This window comes from Pigmentiphaga sp. NML030171 (genome assembly GCF_002188635.1).
GTDB classification, from domain to species: Bacteria; Pseudomonadota; Gammaproteobacteria; order Burkholderiales; family Burkholderiaceae_B; genus Pigmentiphaga; species Pigmentiphaga daeguensis.
The window spans coordinates 157951-172921 of the sequence record NZ_NINX01000038.1; the positions used below are offsets into that span (position 1 = coordinate 157951).

Sequence of the window (14971 nt, forward strand, 5' to 3'; positions counted from 1 at the left end):
CGCAGCCATGGCCCGGAGCATGCGTGGCCGCAGGCTGCCTATTCCCACACGATGCGTACCGCCAGGAACAGGAAAATCAGGCCCGCCAGCCGGTCAAGCCATACGCCGACCTGCGGCCGGCGCCTGAGCAACTGCCCCAGCAGGCCGGCGAACCAGGCGATCAGGCAGAACACGACCGCCGCCTGGACCATGAAGATCACTCCCAGCCACAGCATCTGCCAGTCGGGATGCCCGACCCAGGGATTGACGAACTGGGGCAGGAAGACCAGGAAGAACAGCGTGACCTTGGGATTCAGCATGTTGGCCAGCACGCTCTGGCCGAAGATGCGCGCCAAGCCGAGCGGCGGCGGGCCGCCCGTGGGCGAGAAGCCGCCTCGGCTGCGCAGTACCTGCACCGCCAGCCACATCAGGTAGGCGGCGCCAGCCAGGCGGATCGCGTCGAACGCCATGGGCGACGCCCGGAGCAGCGCCGCCACGCCCAGTACGGCCAAGGTGGTGTGGAACAGGCAGCCCGAGGCGAAGCCCAGCGCGGCCGCGATGCCGGCGGCGCGGCCCTGGCTGAGGGAGCGGGCAAGTACCTGGAGGTTGTCCGGGCCGGGCGCGATGGTCACGCCCACCGACAGGGAAAGAAAGAGCAGCAGATCGGCCTGCATCGGCGCACCGGCAGGCTCAGGACTTCCGGATCACTTCTTTGATGCGGTTGTTCTCGTCGACCAGGACCACGATGGGCTTGTGCTCGGCCGCTTCCTCGTCCGTCATCGGGCCGTAGGTGCAGATGATCATCAGGTCGCCCACGTGGGCGCGCCGGGCGGCCGCGCCGTTCAGCGAGATCTCCCCGCTGCCGCGCTTGCCCTTGATGATGTAGGTGGAGAAGCGCTCGCCGTTGTTGATGTTGTAGAGCTCGATGCGCTCGTACTCTTTCATGCCGGCGGCATCGAGGAAATCCTCATCGATTCCGCACGAGCCTTCATAGTTCAGATCGGCCTGAGTCACCGCGACACGGTGAATCTTGGCGCGAAGCATGATGCGTTGCATAACTCGGGTGTCCTAGGAAGCGGCCGCAAACGGCCAGGTGCGTTTATACCCGATCCCGGCCGGACCGCACCAATGGCGGCCTGGCGCCGCCTCCAGCGGCAAAGGGCGCCCGCAGGCGCCCTTTGCCGGCCGGACCGACGGCGCGCCGTCAGACCGATCGCAGATAGCCGGGCTCCACCGCCTGGATGGGCGCGAAGCTTTCGCGCGTGGCGATGAACTCCGGCCGCGGATTCAGGCCGTACCTGGGGGGGTTCAGGGTATTTTCCACGCTGTTATACACCATGAACACGTTCGATCGCGGATAGGGCGAGATGTTGCTGTTCGAGCCGTGCATGATGTTGCAGTCGAAGAACACGACCGAACCGGCGGGCGCCGACAACACGTCGATGCCGCCCTGGTCGACCAGCAATTGCAGGCTGACGGGGTCGGGCACGCCGTATTCCTGCTTCTTCAGCGACTGCTTGTAGTGGTCCTGCGGCGTCTCGCCCACGCACGAGACGAATTGGCGGTGCGAACCGGGCACCACCATCAGCGGCCCGTTGCTGGCGTCGTTGTCGGTCAGCAGCACCGAGCAGCTCAGCGCCCGCATGGCCGGCATGCCATCCTCGACGTGCCAGGTCTCGAAGTCCGAGTGCCAGTAGAACTCCTTGCCCTTGAAACCCGGTTTCATGTTGGCGCGCGACTGGTGGATGTAGACATCGGAACCCAGGATCTGCCTGGCGATGCCGACCAATCGCATGTCCTGCGACATCCGGCCGAGCAGCTTGCTCAGCTTGTGCACCATGAACACCGACCGGACGACGTCGGTGCCCTTCTCGGTAATGGCTTCTTCACGGCGGCGGATGGCGGGGTCGCGCACCAGCCGCTCGACCTCGCGCTTGAGCGCCTGGGTCTCTTGCGCGGAGAAGAAATTCTTCAGCAGGATATAGCCGTTGCGCTCGTAGCCGCCCAGTTGCTCGGCGTCCAGGCCGGTACCCGGCTCCACCTTGGCGCTGCCGTACACCACGGGGTCGCGCCGCTGCACGATGCCGGCGGCGCGGTCGGCGCGCGAGGAATAGATATCGCGTGCGGGAGTAATCATGGTTGTCCTCCTATTCTCATGGGCGCCGCCCCGCCCGCCGGCGGGCGCGGCCCCTTGCCGAGGGCCGTCAGGCGACCTTCGCTTCGTCCAGGGGATAGACGCCTTCGGCGTCGTGCACTTCCTGGCCGGTCAGCGGCGGATTGAAGACGCAGATGACCCGCAGCGGCTCCTTGCCGCCGCGCAGGTAGTGCTCGTCGTTGTCGTTGAGCGCGTAGACCACGCCCGGGCCGAGCTTGTAGACCTTGCCGTCGGCGACGGTCTCGATCTCGCCGTCGCCTTCGATGCACCAGACGGCCTCGACGTGGTTCTTGTACCAGATGTGGGTCTCGGTGCCGGGATGGATGATGGTCTCGTGGAACGAGAACCCCATGCCGTCCTTCTTCAGCAGCACGCGGCGGCTGGTCCAGGTCGGCGTGGATACTTCGTTCTCGGTGCCTATGATGTCCTTGATGTCGCGTACGATCATCGTCCCTTTCCTCCAAATTTCAATACACGGGCATTCGATTGCTTCTGGGCCAGCTGCTCGGCGGCCACCACCTCGGCCACCGCGCGGTCCAGCACTTCCAGCGCCTGCCGGAGCTGGCCTTCCTCGATGGTCAGCGCGGGCAGGAGCTTGAGCACTTCGTCGTTGGCGCCGGAGGTCTCGATGACCACCCCGCCCTTGAACGCCTGGGCCGCGATCTTGTTGGCCAGTCCCGGCACGCCGCTGACCAGGCCCTGGATCAGGCCGCGTCCCCGCACCGACAGGTCCGCCTCCGGATGGCTGTGGACCATGTTCTCCAGCCAGTCGCGCACCAGCGTCTCCTTGGCCTGGATCTCGCGGGTGAAGGCGCCGTCGCTCCAGTAATGTTCCAGCGCCTGCCGCGCGGTCACGAAGGCCAGGTTGTTGCCGCGGAAGGTGCCGTTGTGCTCGCCGGGCTTCCAGATGTCCAGTTCGGGCTTGATCAGCACCATGGCCATGGGCAGGCCGAAGCCGCTCAGGGACTTGGACAGCGTGACGATGTCGGGCTGGATGCCGGCCGACTCGAAGCTGAAGAAGGTGCCCGTGCGGCCGCAGCCGACCTGGATGTCGTCGACGATGAGCAGCATGTCGTGGCGGCGGCACAGGCGTTGCAGCTCCTGCAGCCAGCGCAGCGTGGCCACGTTCACGCCGCCTTCGCCCTGCACGGTCTCGACGATCACCGCGGCTGGGGTGTCCATGCCGCTGCTGCGGTCTTCCAGCATGCGCTCGAAGTACGCCATGGTGTCCACGTCCGGACCGAAATAGCCGTCGTACGGGATGAAGGTGGTGTTGCCCAGGCTCACGCCGGCTGCCTCTCGGTACTTGGCGTTGGCCGTGGCCGACAGCGAGCCGGCACTCACGCCATGGAAGCCGTGCGTGAAGGAAACGATGTTCGGGCGCTGCTTGACGCGGCGGGCCAGCTTGAGCGCGGCCTCCACGGCGTTGGTGCCGGTCGGGCCGGTGAACTGCAGCGTGTACTTCATGCCGCGCGGTTTCAGGATCAGCCGCTCGAACGCTTCCAGGAAATCTTTCTTGGCCGAGGTGGCCATGTCCAGGCCGTGCACCACGCCGTCCGCCTGGACATAGTCCAGCAGGGGCTGCTTCAGCACGGGGTTGTTGTGGCCGTAGTTCAGCGTGCCGGCGCCGGCAAACAGGTCGATGTACTGCCGGCCCTCTTCGTCGAACAGCAGCGAGCCCTTGGCCTTGCTGAAGACGACCGGAAACGAGCGTATGTAGCCGCGGACTTCCGATTCGAGACGGTCGAAGATCTTGAGATCCATGGTTTTTCCCTCCTGTTTTGCTTCTAGAAGCGTGAAAGACGTATAGGCGGACCCGGACGAACCGGGACGGATACGAGGGGCATCCGGCCTTTGCTAGAACGGGCCGATGCGCAGCAGCCGCTCGTCCTCGTGCTCGGCCTGGCCGAACAGTTCGGGCGGAAACATGGGCTGCTCCACGCACTGGGCGCCGCGATCCTGCGCCAGCGCCGCGAACATGCGCCGCGACGGCTGGTTGGATGGGGACACGGTGGTTTCGATGCTGTGTATGGGCTGCGGCAGCGGCCTGGCCAGCAGGTGCTCGAGCATGCGCTGGCCCAGGCGACGGCCGCGTGCCATGGGATGGACCGCAACCTGCCAGACGAACAACACGTTGGATTGCTTGGGCGGAAGGTAGGCAGAAACAAACCCTGCCAATTGCCCTTGCCGGGTGGCCACTACGCAGGTATCGCGAAAGTGCCGGCACAGAAGAAGGTAGGCGTAGGTGGAATTGACATCCAGCGGCGGCGATTCCTGTATGAGTCGCTGGACGTCCGCGGCATCTTCGATTTCAGGTGGCCGGAGATCGAAATTCTCCAGGGCCGGATTGAATACCGCAGGTTGGATGAGCGTGTCGTCGATCGCTTTCAGACTACGACCCTCCTATGTTTCGCACGCCGGCGCCTTGCGGCGACGCACTGGGTTTGATGGCTCCGGGTCACACCGCCAGGCCCGACTCCGGAGACGTATCCGATGCATTGATGTCCAGGATGGGCGAGGTGTCCGAACCCGGGTTCTCCATCAGGCTGACGATGCGCTCGAGCGAGAGCGTGATCGTGGCCTGTTCCAGTTCCGGCAGCGCGCCCAGGGCATCGGCCAGCGTCTTCTGCAGCGGCGACGGTGCCTGGCTGGCCACCTCGCAGCCGGCATCGGTGGCCGATACCAGGACCGTGCGGCGGTCTTCCCTGCTGCGTTCCCGCTTGACCCAGCCCTTCTCCTCCAGCCGGTCGAGGATGCCGACGACCGTGCTCGGGCTGACCGAGATTTCACGGCTGATGGCCGTGGCCGTCAGCGGCCCCGACTCGATCACGGCCAGGAGACAGACCAGCTGCGGCGCGGTGATATGGCTGCACGCCGCCAACTGCTTGGAGTGCAGCGCGATGTTGCGTGTGATGCGACGCAAGGCTCGCAGGATGCGCAGGTTGTAGTTGACGCCCGTGTCCGCGGCCGAGCCGATGTGGTCCATGTCCAGGAAATCGAAAGTGCTTGGTGAAAAAAAATCACTGCCCACAAATCAATGTAGAGCAATGATTTCAACTCAAATCATTCTAGTCAGAAAGACTCGGGGTGTCAACCCTACAAACCCTGGATTCCGATGTCAACGGCTCCGAAATTACCCTTATCCGCTTCGATTCCGCCGACATCCCGCTGAAACATGAAAAACCGGGGTTCAGCCTTGCGCCACGCGCTTTCCGGCCAGTTCGGCAGGGTCGAAACTATCGACCTCGACGACGTCGGCGATGGCGCGTTCCAGGTCTTCGAACATCAAGGCCTGGGCCGCGTCCACCTTTCCGGCGCGCACGCCGTCGCGCCAGTCGCGGACACCGGCATGGCGCAGCTCGTCCAGCACCGGAGCGGCACGCGCCGCGAGATCGAAGGCCTGTGCCAGCCTGTCCAGCGCCTCGCCCGGACGTGGCCGGGCCAACCCGGGCAACAGGCGATCGCGTGCCGGCGACGGCTCGAGCAGCCGCTCGGCGCAGGCCAGGGTGACGGCATCGGCCGGGCCGCGCCGGCGCACGCCCCGGGGCAGGCAGACGAACCGCAGCACCCCCGTGGCCGCCCGCGCGGGCAGATTGGCCAGCACCGCGTCCAGGCTCGCCTCGATGGCGGCGAGGCCGCTTTCCATGCACCACTGCACCAGCGGCAGGTCGTCGGGTTGCCGGCCTTCGTCGTGCCAGCGCTTGAGGACGGCGGACAGCAGATACAGCTCGGCCAGGATGTCGCCCAGCCGCGCCGACAGCATCTCCTTGCGCTTGAGCGCGCCGCCCAGCGTCGCCAGCGTGACGTCGGCCACCAGCGCGAATGCCGAGGCATAGCGGCCCAGTGCGCGGTAGTAGGGGGCGACCGGACCGACCGAGCGCGGTGCCGGCGCGAACCGGCCACCGGTCCAGGCGCGGCCGAAGGCACGGAGCGCGTTGGCCGTCGCGTGGCCGGCATGACGCCAGAAGGTACGGTCGAATTCCTCCAGGCCCCTGGCCTGATCGCTGTCGGCCAGCGCCGCCATCTCGCGCATCAGGAACGGATGCGCTCGGATGGCCCCCTGGCCGAAGACGATCAGGCAGCGGGTCAGGATGTTGGCGCCCTCGACCGTGATGCCGATGGGGATGGCGCGGTAGACGTTGGACAGGTAGTTGCGCGGGCCGTCGATCACCGCCTTGCCCGCGTGGATGTCCATCGCGTCGTTCACCGCGATGCGCATGCGTTCGGTGGCGTGGTATTTCATGATGGCCGAGATCACGGCGGGCTTGTGCCCCGCGTCCAGCGCTGCGCAGGTCAGGCGGCGCGCGGCATCCACCTGGTAGGCCAGGGCCGCCATCCGGCCCAGCTTCTCCTGCACGCCCTCGAACTTGCCGATAGGAATGCCGAACTGTTGGCGCACGCGCGCATAGGCACCGCTGGTATGCGCCGAGAATACGCACGAGGCCGCCGCCAGCGATGGCAGGGAAATGCCCCGGCCCGCCGCCAACGCCGTCATCAGCATCTGCCAGCCCTGCCCCACCCGCTCGACGCCGCCGATGACCGCCTCCATGGGGATGAACACGTCCTTGCCCTGGTTCGGGCCATTCTGGAACACCTGCATCGCGGGCAGGTGCCGCCGGCCGATCTCCACCCCTAGCGTATCGGTAGGCACCAGCGCGACGGTGATGCCGATGTCCTCGCGGTCGCCCAGCAGCCGGTCGGGATCGCGCAGCTTGAAGGCGAGCCCGAGCACGGTCGCGACTGGCCCCAGCGTGATGTAGCGCTTGTGCCAGGTCAGCCGCATGCCCAGCACTTCGCGTCCCTGCCACATCCCCTTGCAGACCACGCCGTGGTCCACCATGGCGGCCGCGTCCGATCCCGCCTCGGGGCTGGTCAGCCCGAAGCACGGGATGTCGCGGCCGTCCGCCAGCCGCGGCAGCCAGTGCTCGCGCTGGGCGTCGGTGCCGAAATGCAGCAGCAGCTCGCCCGGCCCGAGCGAGTTGGGCACCATGACCGTGACCGCCGCCGTCAGCGACCGGGTCGAGATCCGCCGCACGACTTCGGAATGCGCGTAGGCCGAGAATCCCAGTCCGCCGTACTTGCGCGGAATGATCATGCCGAAGAACTTGCGTGCCTTCAGGAACGCCCAGATGTCGGGGGGCAGGTCATGCAGTTCCCAGTTGACCCGCCAGTCATCGACCATGGCGCACAGCTCGGCCACCGGCCCGTCCAGGAAGGCCCGCTCTTCGTCGCTGAGCCTGGCCGGCGGCATGTCCAGCAGGCGGCGCCACTCCGGATTGCCGGTGAACAGGTCGGCGTCCCACCACACGTCCCCGGCCTCGATGGCCTCGCGCTCGGTGTCCGACATGGTCGGCAGCGCCTTCGCGGCCCAGCGGAACAGCGGCTTGGACAGCCATTCGCGGCGCCATGAGGATGCGGCCATCGGATGTCTCCTTGTCGACTATCTACCTCATATAGTAAGCCGGCCGGAAGACGCGACCGCGGCCGCGCGCGGCCCGGGCAGGCAGGGTCTGGTTAAATAGGGGCTGCTCGTTCTTCACCCATTCCCATGCATCCTCCCCGCCTGGCCTTCGTCGACCTGGAAACCACGGGCACGACGCCGCGCAGCGACCGCATCACCGAGATCGGCATCGTTCAGGTGGATGCCGACGGCATGCGCGAATGGAGCAGCCTGGTCCACCCGGGCCGCCCCATTCCCCCGGCCATTCAGTCGCTGACCGGCATCACGGACGCGATGGTGGCTGGCGCCCCGCCCTTCGAGGCCCTGGCCGACGACATCGCCCGGCGCCTGGACGGCTACCTGTTCATCGCGCACAACGCCCGCTTCGACCACGGTTTCCTGCGCGAGGAGTTCGACCGGCTGGACCGGCCCTTCCGGCCCGATGTCCTGTGCACCGTCCGCCTGTCGCGCAAGCTCTACCCGCAGTACCGCAGCCATAGCCTGGATGCGTTGATCGCCCGGCACGGCCTGCATGTGCATGCCCGCCATCGTGCGCTCGACGATGCGCGCCTGCTGTGGCACTTCTGGCAGGACATCCACCGCGAGTTTCCGGCCGGGCAGCTCGGCGAGCTCGTCGATGCGCTGGCCGGCCGCGTGCCCTGGCCCGAATACCTGGACCCGGCCCTGCCCCGCCTGCTGCCCGACAGCCACGGCGTCTACGTCTTGCGCGACGTGAACCACCAGCCGCTGTATGTCGGGCGGGCCTCCAGGCTGCGGGACAAGGTGCTGGCGCATTTCCAGCCGGGCGCCTGGAAATCGGCCAAGGCACGGCGCCTGGCCGAGCAGGTCCGGCACATCGAATGGCTGGAGACGGGCGGCGCGATCGGCGCCCTGCTGCACGAGAACCGGCTGTTGCGGACCCTGGCGCCGCTGCACAATCGCCGCGCGCGCACGCCCGCCCTGGCCGGCGACACGCACTGGCCCTACGAAGGTCCGGTGGGGATACGCGAGGCCCGCGTCATCCACGTCGTGGAACGCTGGCAATTCCTGGGCAGCGCGACCGACGACCAGGCCCTGTACGGCCTGCTGGACGGCGGGCGCGCCGAATACGACCACGAAGTCCACCGCATCCTGCGCGATCGGCTGGCGCAGGTCCCGCTGCTGAGGCTGGACCGCGCATGCACGGACTGAGGGCGCGGCGGCGGACCGGCGGCTATTTCCCTCCCGGTCCCGCCACGTCGATGCCGCTGCCCGACAGCTTGTTCGACCTGGGCGAACGGCCCAGGTCATCGGCGGAAGTATTCCGGTCGTTCTGGCGGGCCATCTGCTCTCGCTTGAGATCGGTCTCGGCGGCCTGCCGCTCCGGCTTGCGGGCGGGCCGGGCGGCCGGCTCGGAAGGCTTGGTGGACGAAGGTTTCATAAATGCTCCGGACGGCTTATCGTTGATCCGATCCACCCGCGGGTGGATCATCGCCGATCAGCACGAGACGTGCCCGACCACGACCGCCAGGAGAACGACATGCCCCCGTCCGCGCCCATGAACCGCCGCATCGTCATGGCCAGGCGCCCCGCCGGCACGCCGGTGGCCGAGGATTTCCGCCTTGAAACCGAGGCGGTTCCCAGTCCGGCCGACGGCCAGGTGCTGCTGCGCACGCTCTACCTCTCGCTCGATCCCTACATGCGCGGCCGCATGAGCGACGCGGCCTCGTATGCGAAGCCGCTGGACATCGGGGACGTCATGCTGGGCGGCACGGTGTGCCGCGTGGCCGAATCGCGCCATCCTGACTTCGCCGCCGGCGACCTGGTCCTGGCCGCCAGCGGCTGGCAGGACTACGCGCTGTCGTCCAGCAAGGGGCTCACCCGCCTGCCCGCGGACCTTGCCCATCCCTCATGGTCGCTGGGCGTGCTGGGCATGCCGGGATTCACCGCCTACGTGGGCCTGATGCAGATCGGCACGCCCAAGGCGGGCGAGACGGTGGCCGTCGCCGCCGCGACCGGAGCCGTCGGATCGGTGGTGGGACAACTGGCCAGGCTGCACGGGTGCCGCGTGGTGGGCATCGCCGGCGGACCGGACAAGTGCGACCATGCGATCCGCGAACTGGGCTTCGACGCCTGCGTGGACCATCGCGCGGCCAACCTCGCCCAGCGCCTGGCCGCGGCCAGCCCCAACGGCATCGACGTCTATTTCGAAAGCGTGGGCGGAGCCGTGTTCGACGCCGTCCTGCCGCTGCTCAACCGCCATGCCCGCATCCCGCTCTGCGGCCTGATCTCGCAGTACAACGCCGTGCCGGGCGTCGAGGCCCCGGACCGCCTGCCCATGCTGATGCGCCTGGCGCTGACCAAGAGCCTGCGCATCCAGGGCTTCATCGTCTCGGACTGGTACGGACCGCTCTACCGGGAGTTCACCCGCCAGATGTCGGACTGGATCGCCGACGGGCGCATCAAGTACCGGGAAGACATGGTGGACGGGCTCGAAAACGCCCCCGCCGCGTTCATGGGTCTGCTGGAGGGACGCAATTTCGGCAAGCTGGTGGTGCGGGTCGCCCACTAGATGGGGCGCGGCGTGCTACCCTAGGGGCGTCATCGAACAATTACAAGCAGGTCGCGCCACGGCGCAGTCCCGCAACAGGAGACTCGTATGACGTGCCAAGTGATTCCCCTGCGGCCACGCCGCGCCAAACGGCGGACGTTCACCGTGCCGGGCAAATCGTGGATGGTCGCGGTACCCGTGGCCCTGTCGATAGGCTGGCTGCTGGCCCTGCCCGGCATGCCGCATGCGCAGGCCGGCCCGACGGCCTCGGCCGAGCACCGGCTGGATTTCGCCATTTCCAGCGGCGACCTGCGCCCTGCGCTCGAAAAATATGCCCGCCAGGCGGGCATACGGCTGTCGTTCGATCCTGCCCTGGTGGCCGGCCTGACGACGCCCGGGCTGACCGGCCGCTACACGATCCAGGACGGGCTGGACACCCTGCTGCGGGGCACCGGGTATACCGCGGCCCAGGAAGGCGGACGCTACGTCCTGATTCCCGAGCCGCCCGCCTCGGCCGGCAAGCGGCCGCCCAGCGGACCGCGCCTGGTGGGCGCCCTTACGCCTGTTTGAAGTCGTCGGTGCTCAGGCCCAGCCTGTGCATCTTGTCGTAGAGCGTCTTGCGCGGCAGGCCCAGCATCTCGCTGGCCGCCGCCGTGCGGCCCGAGCAGTTCTTCAGCGCGTCCTCGATCAGCAGGCGTTCGAAGCTGGTCATCTGCTCTTCCAGCGAGCGCCTTGCGCTGGCCGCCGCGCCGGCCGGGCCGTCCTTGGCCAGCCCCAGCACGTAGCGGTCCGCCACGTTGCGCAGTTCGCGCACGTTGCCCGGCCAGTGATGCGCCATCAGCGACTGCAACTGGGACCCCGACAGCACCGGCGCATCCCGCCCATAGCGCAGGGCCGCCTGCAGGATGAAATGCTCGAACAGCAGGGGGATGTCCTCGCGCCGTTCGCGCAGCGGCGGGATCTCCAGCACCGCGACGCTCAGCCGGTAGTACAGGTCGGCCCGGAACGCGCCCCGCTCCGATTCGGCCAGCAGGTCGCTCTTGGTGGCGGCCACGACCCGGCAGTCCATGGGCTGAGGCTCGTTCGACCCCAGCCGTTCGAACACCCGCTCCTGCAAGGTGCGCAGCAGCTTGATCTGCAACACCATGGGCATGGTCTCGATCTCGTCCAGGAACAGCGTGCCGCCGCGCGCATACTCGATCTTGCCGATGCGCCGCTTGGCCGCGCCCGTGAACGCGCCGGCCTCGTGGCCGAACACCTCGCTCTCGAACAGCGTCTCGGGCATGCCGCCGCAGTTCAAGGCCGAGAAATGGCGATCGCGCCGGTTGCTGTGGTCGTGCAGGCACCGGGCCACCAGTTCCTTGCCGGTCCCGGTCTCGCCCACCACCAGCACGTCGGCGTCGGTATCGGCCAGGTCCTGCACCACCTTCCTCAAGGCCACCATGGCCGGCGACCGGCCCAGCAGCGCGCTTTCGATGGCGAGGCGATTGTCCAGCTGCCGCCGCAGGGACTGCACCTCGAGCGTCAGCCCGCGCTTCTCCAGGGCCCGCTGTACCACCTCGCTCAGGTGCTCGGAGGAAAACGGTTTTTCGATGAAATCGTAGGCCCCCAGGCGCATGGCCTGCACCGCCATCGAGATGTCGCCATGGCCGGTCACCAGGATCACCGGCAGGCAGGCATCGATCTCCAGCGCGCGGCGCAGCAGCTCCATCCCGTCCATGCCGGACATCTTCACGTCCGTCACGAGCACGCCCGGAAATCCGGGCACGACGTGCTTGAGCGCCTGCTCGGCCGACTCGAACGCCTTGACCTCGAGGCCTGCCAGTTGCAGCGCCTGCTTGCCCCCCAGCCTGACCGCCGGGTCGTCCTCGACGAACAAGACTGTCAATCCTTCATGCATCCACTGTCTCCTCCAACTTCGCCGGCCGCAGTTGCAGCACGAATTCCGCCCCGCCCCCCTCGCGGTTGCAGGCGCGCAGGCTGCCGCCGAAATCACGCACGATGCCCGCCGAGATCGCCAGCCCCAGTCCCAAGCCCACCCCCTGCTCCTTGGTCGTGAAGAAGGGTTCGAACAGCCGGCGCATCACCTCGTCGGGAATGCCCGGCCCGCTGTCCAGGACCGAGATGACGACCCAGCCCCCCGCCTCCGTGACCGAGATCTCCAGGCGCCGCTCGTCGCTGCGCGCCATTGCGTCGATGGCATTGCCCAGCAGGTTGACCAGGATCTGTTCCAGCCGGTTGCCGTCGCAATAGGCGCAGGCATCGTCCGGAACGCTCAACCGCAGCTCGACCCGCTCCTGCCGCAGCCGCTGCTCGAGCAGGAAACAGGCGTCGGCCACGGCCACCGCGATCGAGGTCGGCTTGAGCAGGGCCGGCGACTTGCGCGCGAACTTCTTCAACTGGCCGGTGATCTTGCCCATGCGGGCGATCAACTGGCCGATCATGGTCAGATTCTCTTCGGCATCGGCCTGGCGTCCGCGCTGCAGCAGCACCGTGGCATTGTCGGCCAGCGTGCGCAGCGCCGCCAGCGGCTGGTTCAGCTCATGCGTGATGCCGGCGGCCATCTGGCCCAGCGCCGCCATCTTGCCAGCCTGCACCAGCTCATCCATGGTGGACTTCAGCACTTCCTCGGCGCGGCGGCGCTCCGCGATCTCGGTCTGCAGGTGACGGTTGGCGTTGCTCAGCGCCTGCGTGCGCGCCGCCACCTTGCGTTCGAGCTCGTCGTGCGCCCGCTGCAGGGCCGCGCTGGCCGCCAGGCTCTGGGCGATGGCGCGCCGCCGCTGCTGCAGGTACAGGCCCAGTATGGCAAGGAACCCCATGGCCAGTGCCACCGCGATGGCCATGTTGCGGGCGCGCGCGTGGATGGGGGCCATGTTGGACAGGGCCATGAGCTTCCATTGCGTGCCCGGTATCTGGCGGCTCTGCACGAGATAGGACGGCACCAGGAAGTTGCCGCCCTCGCCCTCGCGCGCCGCTTCGTTGGTGAACTGCACGATGCGCACGCCCTCGGGCTGTTTGCCGACCTCGGCCATGCCCAGCGGCTCCAGCGATCCCGCGCGGTGGTACTGGCGCGTCACCGCCAGCTTCTGGAGCGTGTGGGACGACAGCGGCGCCAGCGTCTTGAACTTCCATCCCGGTACCGAAGTCAGGAAGATGACGCCGTTCTCGTCCACCACCACCACCTTCTCGTCGGCACGCAGCCAAGCGTCGTCGAGCTTGTCCAGGTCGACCTTCAGCGCCGCCACGCCCAGCATCCTGCCGTCGTGGTAGATGCCGTACGAGAAGTAATAGCCCGGGGACTGGCTGACGGTGCCTATGCCGTAGAAGCGGCCCGACAGCCCCTTGGCCGCGTCGATGAAATAGGGCCGGTACGAGAAATTGCGGCCGACGAAGCTGGGCGGGCGGTTCCAGTTGCTCGCGGCCAGCGTCAGCCCCTCCATGTTCATGACGTAGATCTCGGAAGACCCGGCCTTGCGGTTGACCGTTTCCAGGTACAGGTTGACCCGGGCGATCCGCTCGGGATTGCCGGGATCCTGCAGCAGCGCGATGACGTCCTTGTTCAGGGACAGGATGCCCGGCAGGTAGTCGTAGCGCGTCAGCTCGCTCTGCACCCCGCCGGCATAGATGTCGAGCCTGTGCTCCACCCCCTGGCGCAGCACCTGGATGCCGGTTCGTTCGCCCCAGATGTAGGCCAGCATCACCGCCAGGGCGGCGGCGAACAGGCAGACGCCGCCCCACACCAGGCGGCGCTTGGAAAAACCGCGGGCAGGCGGGTTGACGCTCAAGTCCCCATCCATGATTTTCGTGTTCTAGTGTCCGCAATTTATCCCAGGCACGCCAGGAAAGACATCGGAGCTTGCGCCACGTGGCGGCGCAAGCTCCTTTGCGTCTAGTCGGCGTAGACGCCGGCCGCCCGGATGATGGGCGTCCACTTGGCGATCTCGTTGCCAAGATGCTTGCGCAGCGAGTCGGGCCGGGCCCGTTCGCCGGTCGCCGCCTGCGCCCCCAGTTCCTCCATCTTCCCGCGGAACACCGGGTCCTGGACCGCCGCCTGCAGCGCGGCCGACAGCTTCTCGACCACGGCCGGCGGCGTGCCCTTGGGCGCATACATCGCGTGCCAGATCTTGACCTCGATGCCCGGCAGCCCCTGCTCGGCCGCGGCCGGGATGTCCTTGAACGCGTCGATGCGCGTGGACTGCATCGCGACGTAGGGCTTGACCACGCCGGCCTTGATCTGTCCGGCGACGTTGGTGGTCTGGTCGCACATCAGGTTCACCTGGCCGCCGATGAGGTCGGTCAGCGCCGGCGCGGTCCCCTTGTAGGGCACCGTGCCCAGCTGCGTGCCTATGGTGCTCATGAACAGCAGGCCGCACAGGTGCGAGGCCGACCCGATGCCGGCATTCGCCAGGAACAGCTTGCTGGAATTGGCCTTGATGTAGGGCAGCAGGTCCTTGAAGTTGTCCGGCGGCAGGCTCTTGGTGCCCAGCAGCACCATCGGCACGTCGGCGATCTCGCCGATCATCTCGAAGTCCTTGAGCGGATCGAAGCCCAACTGGCGGTACAAGGCCGGCGCGGTGGACATGCCGATGTGGTGGATCAGCACCGTATGGCCGTCGTTGCGTGCGGTGGCCACCTTCTTCGCGCCTATGGTGCCGCCCGCTCCGCCTACGTTCTCGATCACGATCTGGCCCTTCAGGTGCCTGGCCATGACGGCCGTCACGTCGCGCGCCACCTTGTCGGTGGGGCCGCCCGCGGCGAACGGCACGACGGCGACGATGGGCGCGCTGCCGGGGAAGTCCTGCGCCTGGGCCGGAGCGGCCAGGGCCGCCAGGACGCCGAGCGATAACGTGGAAAGAAACTTCATTTC

At 67.5% G+C, this 14971-nt stretch carries 15 protein-coding genes; 3 read left to right on the top strand and 12 right to left on the bottom strand.

Features of this window, described 5'->3' with window-relative positions; genetic code table 11:
• Positions 1-38: 38 nt before the first annotated feature.
• From CDO46_RS18515 to CDO46_RS18550, 8 genes are all read right to left on the bottom strand, one after another.
• On the bottom strand, positions 39-653 hold the full coding sequence (locus CDO46_RS18515) for a LysE family translocator (RefSeq protein ID WP_087839955.1): 615 nt from the start codon (positions 651-653) through the stop codon (positions 39-41).
• Between the two features lie 16 nt (positions 654-669).
• Positions 670-1035, bottom strand: a complete 366-nt coding sequence (gene panD / locus CDO46_RS18520; RefSeq protein ID WP_087783350.1) for an aspartate 1-decarboxylase — start codon at positions 1033-1035, stop codon at positions 670-672.
• Between the two features lie 148 nt (positions 1036-1183).
• Complete coding sequence (thpD, locus tag CDO46_RS18525) at positions 1184-2116, bottom strand: ectoine hydroxylase (RefSeq protein WP_087839956.1); 933 nt, start codon at positions 2114-2116, stop codon at positions 1184-1186.
• A 67-nt stretch (positions 2117-2183) separates the two neighbouring features.
• A complete protein-coding gene (locus tag CDO46_RS18530) occupies positions 2184-2582 on the bottom strand; it encodes an ectoine synthase (protein ID WP_087839957.1) in 399 nt (132 codons plus the stop codon).
• The gene (gene ectB / locus CDO46_RS18535) at positions 2579-3898 is read right to left on the bottom strand and encodes a diaminobutyrate--2-oxoglutarate transaminase (RefSeq protein ID WP_087839958.1); all 1320 of its coding nucleotides are present in this window, start codon (positions 3896-3898) and stop codon (positions 2579-2581) included. The genes CDO46_RS18530 and ectB overlap by 4 nt, the downstream gene beginning before the upstream one ends.
• A 93-nt stretch (positions 3899-3991) precedes the next feature.
• Positions 3992-4525: a diaminobutyrate acetyltransferase gene (gene ectA, locus CDO46_RS18540; protein WP_087839959.1), complete on the bottom strand. Its 534-nt coding sequence runs from the start codon at positions 4523-4525 to the stop codon at positions 3992-3994.
• Positions 4526-4592: 67 nt separating this feature from the next.
• Positions 4593-5120, bottom strand: a complete 528-nt coding sequence (locus CDO46_RS18545) for a MarR family winged helix-turn-helix transcriptional regulator (RefSeq protein ID WP_087839960.1) — start codon at positions 5118-5120, stop codon at positions 4593-4595.
• Positions 5121-5324: 204 nt separating this feature from the next.
• Positions 5325-7556, bottom strand: a complete 2232-nt coding sequence (locus tag CDO46_RS18550; protein ID WP_087839961.1) for an acyl-CoA dehydrogenase — start codon at positions 7554-7556, stop codon at positions 5325-5327.
• Positions 7557-7682: 126 nt separating this feature from the next.
• On the opposite strand from CDO46_RS18550, the gene CDO46_RS18555 reads away from it, so the two are divergent.
• Positions 7683-8765, top strand: coding sequence for an exonuclease domain-containing protein (locus tag CDO46_RS18555; RefSeq protein WP_087839962.1), 1083 nt, complete (start codon positions 7683-7685; stop codon positions 8763-8765).
• 22 nt (positions 8766-8787) lie between these two features.
• On the opposite strand, the gene CDO46_RS18560 is transcribed toward CDO46_RS18555, so the two are convergent.
• Positions 8788-8994, bottom strand: coding sequence for a hypothetical protein (locus tag CDO46_RS18560; RefSeq protein ID WP_087839963.1), 207 nt, complete (start codon positions 8992-8994; stop codon positions 8788-8790).
• 99 nt (positions 8995-9093) lie between these two features.
• Here CDO46_RS18560 and CDO46_RS18565 point away from each other — a divergent pair, with 99 nt between their 5' ends.
• Positions 9094-10125: an NADP-dependent oxidoreductase gene (locus CDO46_RS18565; RefSeq protein ID WP_087839999.1), complete on the top strand. Its 1032-nt coding sequence runs from the start codon at positions 9094-9096 to the stop codon at positions 10123-10125.
• A gap of 87 nt (positions 10126-10212) precedes the next feature.
• Positions 10213-10674 (top strand): STN domain-containing protein, encoded by a 462-nt coding sequence (locus tag CDO46_RS18570; RefSeq protein ID WP_087839964.1) that lies wholly within the window; start codon positions 10213-10215, stop codon positions 10672-10674.
• Here CDO46_RS18570 and CDO46_RS18575 read toward each other — a convergent pair.
• The 3 genes from CDO46_RS18575 to CDO46_RS18585 all read right to left on the bottom strand — a co-directional run bounded on the left by CDO46_RS18575 (position 10661) and on the right by CDO46_RS18585 (position 14968).
• Positions 10661-12004, bottom strand: coding sequence for a sigma-54 dependent transcriptional regulator (locus CDO46_RS18575; RefSeq protein ID WP_087839965.1), 1344 nt, complete (start codon positions 12002-12004; stop codon positions 10661-10663). The two genes, CDO46_RS18570 and CDO46_RS18575, sit on opposite strands and share 14 nt — an antisense overlap.
• Positions 11997-13901: an ATP-binding protein gene (locus CDO46_RS18580; RefSeq protein ID WP_087839966.1), complete on the bottom strand. Its 1905-nt coding sequence runs from the start codon at positions 13899-13901 to the stop codon at positions 11997-11999. Before CDO46_RS18580 ends, CDO46_RS18575 begins: the two co-directional genes overlap by 8 nt.
• A gap of 92 nt (positions 13902-13993) precedes the next feature.
• A complete protein-coding gene (locus CDO46_RS18585) occupies positions 13994-14968 on the bottom strand; it encodes a tripartite tricarboxylate transporter substrate-binding protein (RefSeq protein ID WP_087839967.1) in 975 nt (324 codons plus the stop codon).
• Between the last annotated feature and the right edge of the window lie 3 nt (positions 14969-14971).